This window comes from Actinacidiphila sp. bgisy167 (assembly GCF_965342175.1).
GTDB lineage: Bacteria > Actinomycetota > Actinomycetes > Streptomycetales > Streptomycetaceae > Actinacidiphila.
The window spans coordinates 1-13,403 of record NZ_CBDRBL010000122.1 but is presented as its reverse complement, the minus strand read 5'-3'; the positions used below and the strand labels follow the sequence as shown (position 1 = coordinate 13,403).

The window sequence follows — 13,403 nt, the reverse complement described above, 5'->3', positions numbered from 1 at the left end:
GGAAGCCCGCCCGCACCTCGCCGACGAACAGCTCCGGCTGCTCCCAGGCGGCGAAGTGCCCGCCCTTGGGAAGCCGGTTGTAGTGGACGAGGTTCGGGTAGGCCTGCTCGGCCCAGCTCCTGGGCGCCTGGTACAGCTCGTCAGGGAAGACGCTGACCGCGACGGGCAGCTTGACGCCCTTGGCGCCGAAGAACGGGGAGGTGTTCTCCCCGTACAGGCGCGCCGCGGAGATCGCGGTGTTCGTCAGCCAGAACAAGGTGATGTTGTCCAGGACGTCGTCGCGGGACAGGCCCTCGCTCACGCCGTCGAAGGAGCGGGTGATCAGCTCCAGGCTGGCCTTGTCGTGGTCGAGCATGAACGCCGCCAGACCCACCGGGGAGTCCGCGAGGGCCGTCAGCGACTGCGGGCGCGAGCCCATGATGTACGCGTAGTACACGTGCCGGTACACGAAGTCGAGCTGCTCGACCGCGGCCTTCTCCTCGTCGTTGGCGAGGACGACGTCGGACGGCAGCGGGTTGCCGGCCACGATCGCCTCCTCGATGGCGGGCGGGATCACCTTGGGCATGTTGGTGTGGATTCCGACCAGACCCTCGGGCTCCTGCACGCCCATGAGGTCCGTGACGACCGCGCCCCAGTCGCCGCCCTGGGCGACGTACCGCGTGTAGCCCAGGCGCTTCATCAGCTCGCCCCAGGCGGCGGCTATGCGTTCCGGGCCCCAGCCCTTCGCCGTGGGCTTGCCGGAGAAGCCGTAGCCCGGCATCGAGGGGATCACCACGTGGAAGGCGTCGGAGGCGTCACCACCGTGGGCCGTGGGGTCGGTGAGCGGCTCCACGATCTTCAGCTGCTCGATGACCGAGCCCGGCCAGCCGTGCGTCACGATCACCGGCAGCGCGTCCTCGTGCTTCGACCGCACGTGGATGAAGTGGATGTCCAACCCGTCGATCTCGGTGATGTAGTGCGGCAGCGCCTTGAGCCTCGCCTCGACCTTGCACCAGTCGTACTCCTCCGCCCAGTAGCGGGCGAGCTCCTTGATGGTGGCGAGCTGGGTGCCCTGCGACTGGTCGCCGACGGTCTCCTTCTCGGGGAAGCGCGTCGCCTCGATGCGTGCGCGCAGGTCAGCGAGTTCCGCGTCGGAGAATTCGAACGTGAACGGACGGATCTCCGTGTTCTGCGGAGTCAAGGACATCTGTGTCTCCTCGTCGTGTGCGGCGACCCTGCGTCGCCGGCTCCCCCAAAATCGCCCGAAGCGGGCGGGCATCGCCCCAGGGAGAACCCCGGGGATCGTCCCGGGACACCCCGGGTCCGCACCCCGGGACACGGCGGACGCCCTCGACGCACGACGGCCTCACCCCCAACCGCTCACTCACCCATAAGGCGCGAAAGGAATAAAATGGCCACGTCACACAGGTGATCAGGAAGATCGACCATGGGCGTGCCCGCCATCGACGCACGGCTCGGGCTGCGAGGCCGGGAACGGGAGCTGGCCGCGCTGGAACGCGTGCTCTCGACGGCGCGGTCCGGCAGCAGCGCGGTGCTGGTCGTCCGCGGCGAGCCGGGGATCGGCAAGACCGCGCTCCTCGACCACGCGGCGGCCCGGGCCACCGGTTTCCGCACCGCGGCCATCGCGGGCGTCGAGGCGGAGATGGAGCTGCCGTTCGCCAGTCTCCACCAGCTGTGCTCGCCCCTGCTGGACCGGCTCGACGGGCTCCCCGGACCGCAGCGGGACGCGCTCGCCGTCGCGTTCGGGCTGCGCGAGGGCGCGGCGCCCAACCGGTTCCTGGTGGCTCTGGCCGCACTGAGCCTGCTGGCGGGCGCGGCGGAGGAACGGCCGCTGGCCTGTTTCGTCGACGACGCGCAGTGGCTCGACGCCGGATCCCGGCAGGTGCTGGCTTTCGTCGCCAGACGGCTGATGGCCGAACCGGTGGCTCTGGTCCTGGCCGTACGCGAGCCCGACGGCGACCTGGGTCTGGCCGGACTTCCCGCGCTGGCCGTCGAGGGCCTCAACGAGCCCGACGCGCGCGCCCTGCTGGACTCGGCGGTCCGCGTGCCGCTCGACCCGCCGGTGCGGGACCGGATCGTCGCCGAGGCCCACGGCAACCCCATGGTCCTGCTGCATCTGCCGAGCACCCTCACCCCGTCCGAGCTCGCGGGCGGCTTCTGGCTCCCCGGCCGGCGTCCGGCAGCAGGCCATGTGGAGAGTGCCTTCCACCAGCGGTTCCTGTCGCTGCCGCGGGAGAGCCGCAGGCTGCTGGTGACCGCGGCGGCCGAGCCGACCGGCGACGCGGAACTGCTGTGGCGGGCCGCCGCGGCACAGGGGATACCCGCCGAGGCCGCTGCCGCGGCGGAGGCCTCGGACCTGGTCGCGTTCGGCGCAACGGTGCGCTTTCCCCATCCCCTGGCACGCTCGGCCGTCTACCAGCGGAGCTCGGCGCCGGAGCGCCGGGCGGCGCACCACGCGCTGGCCGAGGCCACCGACCCCGGCCTGGATCCCGACCGCCGGGCATGGCACCGCGCCCACGCCGCCACGCGGCCCGACGAGGGCGTCGCCGCCGATCTGGAACGTTCGGCGTGCCGGGCGCAGGGCCGGGGCGGCGCCGCCGCCGCTGCCGCGTTCCTGCGCCAGGCGGCCGAGCTCACCCCCGATCCCGCGCGGCGCGCCGGCCGCGCGGTGGCTGCCGCCCAGGCCGCGATCGACGCCGGCGGGGTGGACCGGGCCCGCGCCCTGCTGGCGACCGCCGAGGCCGGCCCGCTCGGCGAGCTCGAGCGGGCCCGGCTGGAGCGGCTGCGGGCCCGCCTGGAATTCGCGCAGGTGCGCGGCAACGTCGCGCCGCTGCTCCTGCTCGACGCGGCGCACCGGATGGCGCCGCTCGACACCGCCCTCGCCCGCGAGACCCTCCTGGAGGCGGTCGGAGCAGCGGTCTTCGCCGGCGGACTCAGCGCGGGGCCGGGGCTGCGCGAGGTGGCGCAGGAGGCCCGCGCGGTACCCGCGCCCCCCGTAGCGCGGACGGTCGACGTGCTCCTGGACAGCGTGGCCGCTCTGGTCCTCGACGGCTTCACTGCGAGCGTGGACGCCCTCAGGGACGCGCTCGGCCGCGTCCGCGGGGAACTGCGCTCCGGCGCCCCCGGCGCGGACGACGACCGGCTCTGGTTGTGGCTGGCCTGCCCGGTGACGCCCGAGCCCCTCGCACTGGAGCTCTGGGACGACGACGCATGGCACGAACTGGCGTCCGGCGCGGTGCGCGTCGCCCGGGCGGGGGGCGCGCTGGCCGCCCTCCCGATGGCGCTCAGCTACGAGGCCTGCTTCCACGTGCACGCCGGAGAGTTCGGCACCGCGCAGGCCCTGATCGACGAGGCGACCGCGATCTCGCAGGCCACCGGCAGCGCGCCGATGATGTACACCCCGCTGCTGCTCGCCGCCTGGCGGGGGCAGGAGTCCCGGGCCCTGGAGCTGATCGAGCACCACATCCGGGAGGTGGGCGACCGCGGCGAAGGACGCGCTCTCAGCCTCGCCGAGTACGCGACCGCCGTGCTCTACAACGGACTCGGCCGCTACGACGCCGCGCTGGAGGCGGCGGCGCGCGCGTGCCGGTACGAGGACCTGGGCTTCCTGGGGTGGACGCTGTTCGAGCTAGTCGAGGCGGCTGCCCGCGGCGGCCGGCCGGAGGCGGCCGCCACCGCGCTGGAACGGCTCACCGAACGCACCCGCGCGTGCGGCACCCAGTGGGCGCTGGGCGTAGAGGCCTGTGCCCGCGCGCTGCTGAGCGGCGACGACGCCGCCGACGCGCTCTACCGGGAGGCCGTCGACCGCCTCGGCCGCTGCCGCGTCGCCGTCCATCTGGCCCGCGCCCGCCTGCTGTACGGCGAGTGGCTGCGCCGCCGCAACCGCCGGCAGGAGGCGCGCGCCCGACTGCGCGCCGCCCATGAGGCGTTCAACGCGATCAGGGCGGACGGCTTCGCCGGGCGCGCCCGGCGCGAACTGCTGGCGACAGGGGAGACCGTACGCAAGAGGACGCCCGCCACCGCGGACCGGCTGACCGGCCAGGAGGCCCAGATCGCGGCCCTCGCCCGGGAGGGGCACACCAACTGCGAGATCGGCGCCAAGTTGTTCATCAGCCCGCGCACGGTGGAGTGGCACCTCGGCAACGTCTTCGCCAAGCTCGGGATCTCCGGACGGCGGCAGTTGCGCACGGTGCGGTTCCCCGAGGACACGCCGGACGAGGTCTGAGCACCGCGGGCGCGTCCGCCCGTCCGGCTCCGGGCCGCCCCGCGCTCACCGTGCCGGACGCAGGCCGTCGACCACGAGGTCGGTGACACGGTCGCCGCGGGCCCGGCCGGGGGCGTCGCCGCCGACACGCCAGAGGAAACCCATCAACAGCAGCACGTCCAACGGGGCCAGCCCCGCACGGACACTGCCCTCCGCCTCGCAGGCACGCAACAGCGTGCCGACGGCGCCGACCACGGGGACACATGCCTCGTGGACGGCTGACTCCCGGGCCGCCGCGCCCTGCAGGGCCTCACCCAGCCCCTCCCGGCCGCGAACGCAGTCCGCGAGCGCCGCGAACCAGGCGCGGAACGCCTCCATCGGGGGGTACACGGCCAGCATGTCGCCCACGGAGTCGGCCAGACGCTGGACATCGTGCCGGTAGACGGCCAGAACGAGGTCCTCGCGGGTCGGGAAGTGCCGGTAGAGCGTGCCCGCGCCCACGCCGGCCCGTTTGGCGATGGTGTTGAGCGAGGCCGTCCCTGATTCGGCGAAGGCGTCCTGGGCCACCCGCAGGATGTGCTCCCGGTTGCGGAGCGCGTCGGCGCGCCGGCGGGCGTCCGTACCGGTCACGGTGCCTCCTCCCCGTCGCGTCGTGGGCAGCGGCGGGGCCCGCCCGCCGCGAGGGCGCGTTCGCGGGGAGCGTACTCCAGGTCGCCGGGCCCTCACCTGCGGTCGTCGGCCGGCCGTGTCCCGGCCCGTGGTGCCGGGGTGTCAGTCGCCGTCGGTGAGGTGCCTCAGCAGCCGCCCCGTCTCGAGGACCCTGCGCACGTCCTCGGGAGGCAGGGTGGCGAGGCGCAGGACGAGTGCTTCGGCCTCGGCGCGGGCCGTCCTGACGAGTTCCGACCTGCCCTGCGCGGTCAGGGCCACCCGGGTGGCGCGTCCGTCGGCCGGGTCGGGCTCGCGGCGGACCAGCCGCGCCGCCTCCAGCTGCCGCACCGCCGCGGTGACCGTGGGCTGGGTGCACGCGGCCAGTTCGGCGAGGGCGCCGACGCGCGAGGGGCCGTACTGGTGCAGCGCGGCGAGGACGATGAGCTGCGTCGGCCGCATGCCCGGTTCGGGGCGCGCCCGGCGCAGCAGCCGGACCAGGCGGTGCAGGGCCACCACGAACTCCAGGGCGTCGTCCTCGCCGACCTCCGGCATCGCTCTCCCTCCGGATCCGCTCCCTCGTGCTCCGGCGCCCCTGCGCCGGGTCAGGCGAGTTCGAGGGTGGGCGCGTACAGGTCCGTCCACAGCGCCAGGTCGAGGACGCGTTCCAGGCCGAATCGGGCGGTACGGGCGCCGTCCGATGCGCCGGGCCTGACCGCGTCCTCCAGCCACGACCGGCTGACCAGGTCGAACACCGGATGTGCGGGCTTGGCCAGCAGGTTCCTGGCGTTCTCCTGGAGCGCGAGGAGGTACTTCGGGTCCTGGGTGGAGGGGTAGGGGCTCTTGACCCGGTCGTAGACCGACGGGGGCAGCAGGTCGGCGGTGGCCTCACGCAGCAGGCTCTTCTCCCGGCCGTCGAAGGACTTCAGCGACCAGGGGGCGTTGTAGACGTACTGGACCAGGCGGTGGTCGCAGAACGGGACCCTGACCTCCAGCCCGTTGGCCATGCTCGCCCTGTCCTTGCGGTCGAGGAGGACGCGCACGAAGCGGGTGAGGTGGAGGTGGCTGATGACCCGCATCCGGTACTCGAAGTCACTCTCGCCGTCGAGGCGGTCGACGCCGGCGACCGCGTCGCGGTAGCTGTCGCGGACGTAGCCCGGCAGGTCCAGGGCCTTGGCCACAGTCTCGGCGAGGAAACTGCCCTCGTCGCCGAACGAGCCCGTGAACCGCACCAGCCAGGGGAAGGTGTCGGCCCGGCGCGCGTCCTCGTCGAAGAACTGGCGGTAGCCGCCGAAGACCTCGTCCGCGGACTCGCCCGAGAGGGCGACGGTGGATTGCTGCCGGATGGCTTTGAACAGCAGGTAGAGCGAGGAGTCCAAGTCGCCGAACCCGGCCGGGATGTCACGGGCGCCGATCACCCGGGCCCGCACCTCGGGGTCGGCGAGCTCGCGGGAGTCGAGGACGATGTCCCGGTGCTCGGTTCCGCAGAGCTCGGCGACGTCGTGCACGAACGGGGTGTCGGGTGTCGCGCGTACGGCGTCGGGGACGAAGTGCTCGGTCTGGCCGGCGAAGTCGACCGCGAAGCTGCGCACCTTCTCGCCCTGTTCACCGAGCTGCCGCGCCGCGAGCGCCGTCATCGCCGAGGAGTCCAGACCGCCGGAGAGCAGGGTGCACAGCGGCACGTCGGCGACGAGCTGGCGGCGCACGATGTCCTCGAGCAGCTCCCGTACCCGGGCGATCGTCGTCTCCTTGTCGTCGGTGTGCGGCTCGGTCCGCAGCGACCAGTAGACGTGGGTACGGATGCCGCCGCGCCCGACGGTGACCACCGTGCCGGGCTCGACCTCGCGCATGCCGTCCCAGATCGCGTGACCGGGTGTCTTGACGAAGGCGAAGAGCTCCCTCAGCCCGTCCAGCGTGACCCGGCGGGAGACGAGCGGATTGGCCAGGATGGCCTTGGGCTCGGACCCGAACAGCACGCCGTCGTCGGTCGGGAAGTAGTAGAACGGCTTGATCCCCATCCGGTCGCGGATCATCACCAGCTTCTGCTCGCGGCTGTCCCAGAGGGCGAAGGCGTACATGCCGTTGAGTCGTTCGGCGACGGCCTCCCCCCATTCCAGGTAACCGCGCAGCACCACTTCGGTGTCCGAGGTGGTGGTGAAACGGTGGCCGCGCGCGGTCAGTTCCTCGCGCAGTTCGGTGAAGTTGTAGACCTCGCCCGAGTACACCATCGCGACCGTGCCGCCCTCGGGCGCCTCGGCGCTCATCGGCTGCCGGCCGCCCGCCAGGTCGATGATGGCGAGCCTGCGGTGTCCCAGCGCCGCCGGCCCGTCCACCCAGGTGCCGCGGTCGTCCGGCCCGCGGCAGGCCATCGTCTCGGTCATCGCGTCGACTGCGGCCCGCTCGTTCCCCAGGTCCCTGCGGAACGAGATCCATCCGGCGATTCCGCACATGCCATGCCTCCGGTTCCGGCTGTGCCCGACCGTCTTCCGCCGCGTCACGGACCGGGTCGGGTCGGGTCGGCTCGGGGGTCGGCTCGGGTCGGCTCCAGCAGGATCCGCGGCGCGATTGCCACGCTGCGTGACATGTATCGAGCACCTATCTTTCGAGTCTCCATCGGGTCCGTCCGACCGTCAAACGGACCGCGACGGAGTACGGGATCGGCCCGGGCCGATCCCGTGCTCCGCCAGGGTGCCGACCCTCAGGCCGGCGTCCCGGCACACGGCGGTGAGGGCGGGCAGCGCCGCGAGGGTCGCGCGCCAGCACCCCGCGGCGCCGGCGTGGTCGCTGTCGTGGAGCAGGACGGTGGCGCCCGCGCGCAGATCGGGCCGCAGCGTCTCCAGCACCGACTCCGCGGTGGCGCGGGAGGTCCAGTCGCGGCCCCAGGCGCTCCACAGCACCGGCGTGAGGCCGGCGTAGCCCGCCGCCGCCCAGCGGCCGCCGGTGAGGATGCCGTACGGGGGGCGGTACCAGAGCGGCGCGACGCCGCAGGTGTCGCGGACCACCCGTACGGCACGGGCCAGGCCGGCCCGCTCGCGCGCGGGCTCGGGCAGCCAGGGGCGGTCATGCGTCCAACCGTGGACGGCGATCTCGTGGCCGCGCCGGACGGCATCGCGCACGATCCGGGGGTGCGCCTCCACTTGTGCGCCCAGGACGAAGAAGGTGGCCCGGACGCCGAGTTCGTCCAGGGCGTCCAGGAAGCGCGGGGTGGAGACCGGGTCGGGCCCGTCGTCGAAGGTGAGGGCCACATGGTCGGGCCGCCCGAGGCCGGCCAGGGCGGGGAAGGCCCGGCGGCGCAGGCCCGGGAGCCAGGTCGCGGCCGGGACGACGTGGCCGGCCGCCAGGACGCCGCCCGCGAGCGCGGCCCGCCGGAGCTCGCGGCCGCCCCTCATCCCGGCCCCCCGCGGACGGTTCGGGGCCGGTCGTCGGACGTGCCGCGGCGGTGCCCCCGCGGCACGTCCCAGCCGCCGGCCACGGCGGGAGAGCGCGACAGCCCGACGGCGCCGACGGCCATCAGGGCGACGCCGGCCGCCTCGGGCACGATGTGCGCCCCGAGCTCGATCCGCTCCTCGAAGAGCACCCAGCCCAGCGCCACGCTGACCACCGCGTCGCCGATGGTCATCGCCGGCTGCGACGCCGCGAGGCTGCCGGCCCGCAGGGTGACCTGGAGCACCAGTACGCTGAGCAGCCCGACGGCGCCCAGCGCGTACAGCTGCCAGGAGGCGAACACCCGGGACAGGCCGTCCGGGAAACGCCCCGTGACGTCCTTGATCAGGGCCGCGGTGCAGGCGAAGCAGGCGGCCGTGGCGCAGCCCAGGACGCAGGCCCGCGCGCCGTCCTTCAGCGCCCGTCCGACCAGCCACAGCACGAGCACCAGCAGCGCGAGCGGCACACCGGCCCGCAGCCAGCCTCCCGGAACAGCCTCCGCCAGGCCGCCGGACGGGGTCGCCGCGCCGAGGAACAGGGCCAGTCCGCCGGCCAGCGCGAGGAACCACACCCAGGTGCCGGCGTCGGGCCGCCGGGAGAACGCGAGGCTTCCGGCCATCAGGGTGAACAGCAGCTCGGTGGCCATCAGCGGCTGCACCACGGACAGTTGCCCCACCGCCAGGGCACTGGCCTGCAGGATCCCGGAGACGGCGAGCGCCGACATCCCGGCCACCCAGAACGGGCGCCGGACGAGCGTCAGCAGGCGCAGCAGCCGCCCGCGTACACCGTGGACGTCCCCCTCCTGCTCCTCCTGCTGCAGGGCCGCGCGCCGCTGCAGCGCCGAGGCCGCGCCGTTGGCGAGGGCCGCCAGCAGCGCCAGGACGACGGTCAGTACGGCCACCGCGTCATCCGTACTTGCCCGCGAGGCGCCGGTAGACCCACGGCATGACGCCGCGCACGGCGACCGGGATGCGCAGCCAGCGGGGCACGTACACCTCGTCCCGTCCGCGGCGGATCGCGTCCGTCACGACCTTGGCGACCCGCTCGACCGGCAGCGGGCGGGGCCGGGAGCGGGTGTAGGCCACGCCGCGCGTCGCGAAGAACGGCGTGTCGACGACGCCGGGGACCACGTGGGTGAGCCGCACCCCGCTGCCCGCCAGCTCGTAGCGGAGCGAGTCGGCGAAGGTTCCCAGCGCCGCCTTGGCCGCGGAGTAGACGGCCTCCTCACGGACGCCGACACTGCCCGCGAAGGAGCCGATCAGCACGATGTGGCCGCTGCGCCGGGCCAGCATGTCCGGCAGCACCCGGCGCACCAGTTCCATCGCCGAGACGACGTCCACCATGAAGATCCGTTCGATGACGCCGTGCGGTGTCGAGGCGAAGGGGCCCGCCCAGCCGACGCCCGCCCCGGCGACCAGCAGGTCGACCCGGCCGCCCGTCACGAGCGCGGCGTCGCGCATCAGGCCGCCGGCGCCCTCGAGGTCCCCCAGGTCGGCCGGGAGCGCGGTCCCGGAGGTGCGCTCCGCGACGGCCCGCAGGCGTTCCGGGTCGCGTCCGCTGACCAGCAACCGCCATCCGTCGGCGGCGAGCCGGTCGGCGATCGCGGCGCCGATGCCCGAGGACGCGCCGGTGACCAGCGCGACCGGTGCCGGTCCGCCGGCCGGGTCCGCGGGGCCGCGCACGGGCTCGCCGTGTACCGCCTTGCCGCCGGAGACCGCTTGGGGAGGGTGAGAGGTCATGGCATCGCTTTCTGTCCCTGCCGCCGCAGCTGCCGCCCGGGATGGCCGGTGCGGCTCCCGGGGCTCGTCCCCCTCCGGTCTCAGTAAACCGCCCGATCGCCGGACCGGCTCTGCGGGCGACCCGCCCCCGAGGGCGGCGCGGGACGCCCGGAAGCGGCCCGAACGGGGTGCGGACGCGTGGGGACAGCATGCGGACGGTTCGTTTCAAGGCGGGCCAAATCGGTTAGACCCGAGTAGTCCGCCCCTGGTGTACGAGGTGATCACGTGCCGGATGTGCTCGCAGCAGCCCTGCCCGTCCCGCCGCGGCGGAACGGGGTGCGGCGGTGACGGACACCGGCCGAACGGCCCGCGCGCCCCGGCGTTTCCTCGTGCTCAGCGCCGCCATGGGCGCCGGCCATGACGCGGTCGCCGGCGAACTCGTCGCACGGCTCACCGCCCTCGGCGGGCAGACCCACCGGGCCGACGTCCTCGATCTCCTTCCGGCCCACGTCGGCTCGGCGCTGCGCGGTTTCTACCGCACGACCGTCCTGCACGCCCCGCTGCTCTACGCGGGCATCTACGCGGCGTTCCTGCGCCCGGGCGGCGCGCGCCGCACGCCCGGCCCCGGCGGACTCGCCGCGCTCGCCGAGCGCGGGCTGGCGGAACTCGTCCGGCGCGAGCGGCCGGGGCTGGTCGTCCCGGTGTTCCATCTGGCGGCGCAGCTCACCGGCGGGATGCGGGCGCGTGGAACACTGCCGGTGCGCAGCGCTGTCGTGGTCACGGACTTCGACGTGCACAGCCAGTGGCTGCACCCCGGCAACGACCTGTACTGCTGCCTCACGCAGGACGCCGCCCGACGGGTGCGCGAGGCCACCGGACGCCCGGCCGAGGCGACCGGCCCCCTGGTGGCGTCCCGCTTCCTGGCGCCGGCCCCGGACGACGGGCGCTGGCACCGGGTGTTCCGAACCCGGGCGCCGGACCGGCCGGCCGTGCTGCTCTCCGCGGGCGCCTGGGGAGCCGGCTCGCACCTGGCGGACACGGCGTTCCTGCTGGCACGGGCCGGTTTCCTGCCCGTGGCGCTGTGCGGTCGGAACCAGCGGTTGCGCGCCCGGCTCTCCCGGGTCCCCGGGACGCTCGCGCTGGGCTGGGAACGGGACATGCCCGGACTGATGAGCGCGGCGGACGCCCTGGTGGACAACGCCGCCGGGCAGACCGCTCTCGAGGCGCTGGCCATGGGACTGCCCGTCGTCGGCTACCGCCCCATCCCGGGCCACGGAAAGGCAGGAGCGCACCAGATGGCCGCGCTCGGGCTGACCCGCTTCGCCCCCGACCCGTGGACGCTGATCGACGTCCTGGACGGCCTCACCCGGCCCCGCCGCTCCCGCCGTGCCCCCTCCCCCGCCGCGGCCGCGCTCTTCGCCCCGGACACCGCGGCGCATCTGATGGAGGCGTGCTCGCCGGATCGGGTCGCGGTCTGACCTCGACACCGCGGGCGGCCGGACTCCTGGGCGACCTCCGCGAGGGGCGGCCGGAGCCCGACGCACCGGCTCACAGCGCTCGCTGACGGCCTCTTCGATCGATCGGCATATAAGAATCCCATCGTAAATCGTAAATACGCCGATCTCGCGCCGCCTTTCACGCCCTGGCGCTCACCTGAACGGACGATTTCCAGACGGAATCCTTGTCGTTCAATCACCCTTCTGGATTACTTCGAGTGTCCGTACCAGCGGCATTCGATTGTGCAGACGGACGTGGGCGAGTCCCTGTCTCAGGCGTACGACACCGGACAGGCCGTTCTCCCCGACAGGCCCCAGCGCTCGAGCGATCGCGCATGCGAGGGCCGTCGGCTCACCACCCGGCCAGTGGACACGAGAGCTGACTCGCACCACCAGGTTCGTGTGCGAACCGAAAGCCCACAGCACTGCTCGGCGATGCAACGCATTCCGAGCGAAAGGAATCCGACATGCCCATCAGCCCGAATCAGGGGTCCAGTGGCGGCGGCACCGTGGTCACCATCACCGGCGTCAACCTCTCGAACGCCTCCGCCGTACGCTTCGGCACGCGCAACGCGACCATCACCGGCAACACGCCCACGAGTGTCACCGTCATCTCCCCCGCCGGGAACGGGGTGGTCGATGTCACCGTCACCACGCCGGGCGGAACGAGCAATCCGCTCTCCTTCTTCTACGTCGGGGCGCCGTTCAAGCAGACTCTCAGTCCGACCAGTGGGCCGCTCGCGGGCGGAGACGTCGTCACCATCAACGGCATCGGCCTGTCCACCGCGAGCAGCGTCTCGTTCGGCGGCAACGCCGCCGTGCCGACCATCGTGTCCGACGGGCAGATCACGGTCGTCGTGCCGGCAGGCGTTGCGCCCGGCTCGGTCAGCGTCAGCGTCACCACCGCCGGCGGCACCAACAACGGGCTCTCGTACACCTACTTCGACACCCCCACGCTGCTGACCGTCGTGCCCAACCAGGGCCCGACCACCGGCGGCACCGTGGTCACCCTCACCGGCACCGAGCTCACCAGCACCTCCTCGGTCACCTTCGACGGCAATCCGGCGCCCTTCACGGTGATCAACAGCAGCACGGTCTCGGCGGTCACTCCTCCCGGCGCCGTCGGCGCCGTCGACGTCATCGTGACCACCGACGGAGGAAGCGCCACCGCGGTGGGCGGGTTCACCTACGTCGCCGGTCCTGGCATCTGATCCCGTCTCAGCATCCCCGGGTTAGCGCCCGGACGCCCCACGAGCCGGCCCGGACCGCCGCGTCGACCGGACGTCGACCGGACGGGACGGGACACGCCGGCTCGTGCGGGCCCCGCGCAAGGACAACGACCGGCCTTCGGGCCGGTCCGACACGTACGGAGATCCCGTGAAAGACACAGCACCCCCGGCGGTAGCGGCACAGCCGACCGCCGTGGCCGCCACACCCGTCCTCACCTCGGCCGTCCCCAGCGCCGGGCCTCAGGCGGGCAGCAACACCGTCGTTCTGACCGGCAGCAACCTCACCGGAGCCACCGCGGTCAGGTTCGGCGCCACCAACGCTCTGGGGTACACCGTCAACTCGGCGACCCAGATCACCGCGTTCGCCCCCGCCGGCACAGGCACCGTCGGCGTCACCGTCCTCACGCCCAGCGGCACCAGCAACGCCGTCACCTACACCTACACGACGCAGCCGTCGCTTTTCGCCCTCTCGCCGAGCCAGGGCCCGAGCACCGGCGGCACCACCGTCACCCTCACCGGCACGGGCCTCGGCGGCGCCACAGCGGTCAGGTTCGGTGCCACACCGGCGACCTCGTTCACCGTGGTCTCACCGAACCAGATCACCGCGGTCGCCCCCGCCGGCGCGGGCACCGTCCCGGTCACCGTCACCACACCCGGCGGCACCAGCAACGGCATCACCTTCACCTAC

Annotated in this window: 11 protein-coding genes; 4 read left to right on the top strand and 7 right to left on the bottom strand. The window is 73.7% G+C overall.

Annotation, left to right across the window (positions count from 1 at the left end):
* Positions 1–1,186 (bottom strand): epoxide hydrolase family protein (locus tag ACRWND_RS28940; RefSeq protein WP_431954608.1); only part of this gene is annotated, 1,186 nt, incomplete at its 3' end.
* Between the two features lie 240 nt (positions 1,187–1,426).
* Between ACRWND_RS28940 and ACRWND_RS28935 the strand changes: the two genes are divergently transcribed.
* A complete protein-coding gene (locus ACRWND_RS28935; RefSeq protein WP_431954606.1) occupies positions 1,427–4,225 on the top strand; it encodes an AAA family ATPase in 2,799 nt (932 codons plus the stop codon).
* Positions 4,226–4,270: 45 nt separating this feature from the next.
* Here ACRWND_RS28935 and ACRWND_RS28930 read toward each other — a convergent pair whose 3' ends face one another.
* From ACRWND_RS28930 to ACRWND_RS28905, 6 genes are all read right to left on the bottom strand, one after another.
* Positions 4,271–4,834 (bottom strand): TetR/AcrR family transcriptional regulator, encoded by a 564-nt coding sequence (locus tag ACRWND_RS28930; RefSeq protein ID WP_431954604.1) that lies wholly within the window; start codon positions 4,832–4,834, stop codon positions 4,271–4,273.
* Positions 4,835–4,975: 141 nt separating this feature from the next.
* The gene (locus ACRWND_RS28925; protein WP_431954602.1) at positions 4,976–5,404 is read right to left on the bottom strand and encodes a MarR family winged helix-turn-helix transcriptional regulator; all 429 of its coding nucleotides are present in this window, start codon (positions 5,402–5,404) and stop codon (positions 4,976–4,978) included.
* A 50-nt stretch (positions 5,405–5,454) separates the two neighbouring features.
* The gene (gene asnB, locus ACRWND_RS28920; RefSeq protein WP_431954600.1) at positions 5,455–7,299 is read right to left on the bottom strand and encodes an asparagine synthase (glutamine-hydrolyzing); all 1,845 of its coding nucleotides are present in this window, start codon (positions 7,297–7,299) and stop codon (positions 5,455–5,457) included.
* Between the two features lie 180 nt (positions 7,300–7,479).
* Entirely contained in the window at positions 7,480–8,238 is a 759-nt protein-coding gene (locus ACRWND_RS28915; RefSeq protein ID WP_431954598.1) for a polysaccharide deacetylase family protein, read from the bottom strand.
* Entirely contained in the window at positions 8,235–9,173 is a 939-nt protein-coding gene (locus tag ACRWND_RS28910; RefSeq protein ID WP_431954596.1) for a DMT family transporter, read from the bottom strand. The genes ACRWND_RS28915 and ACRWND_RS28910 overlap by 4 nt, the downstream gene beginning before the upstream one ends.
* A gap of 4 nt (positions 9,174–9,177) precedes the next feature.
* Complete coding sequence (locus ACRWND_RS28905; protein WP_431954594.1) at positions 9,178–10,011, bottom strand: SDR family NAD(P)-dependent oxidoreductase; 834 nt, start codon at positions 10,009–10,011, stop codon at positions 9,178–9,180.
* A 323-nt stretch (positions 10,012–10,334) separates the two neighbouring features.
* Here ACRWND_RS28905 and ACRWND_RS28900 point away from each other — a divergent pair, with 323 nt between their 5' ends.
* From ACRWND_RS28900 to ACRWND_RS28890, 3 genes are all read left to right on the top strand, one after another.
* Complete coding sequence (locus ACRWND_RS28900; protein ID WP_431954592.1) at positions 10,335–11,468, top strand: MGDG synthase family glycosyltransferase; 1,134 nt, start codon at positions 10,335–10,337, stop codon at positions 11,466–11,468.
* Between the two features lie 485 nt (positions 11,469–11,953).
* Positions 11,954–12,697: an IPT/TIG domain-containing protein gene (locus ACRWND_RS28895; protein ID WP_431954590.1), complete on the top strand. Its 744-nt coding sequence runs from the start codon at positions 11,954–11,956 to the stop codon at positions 12,695–12,697.
* A 166-nt stretch (positions 12,698–12,863) separates the two neighbouring features.
* A partial coding sequence (locus tag ACRWND_RS28890) for an IPT/TIG domain-containing protein (protein ID WP_431954588.1) occupies positions 12,864–13,403 on the top strand: 540 nt, incomplete at its 3' end.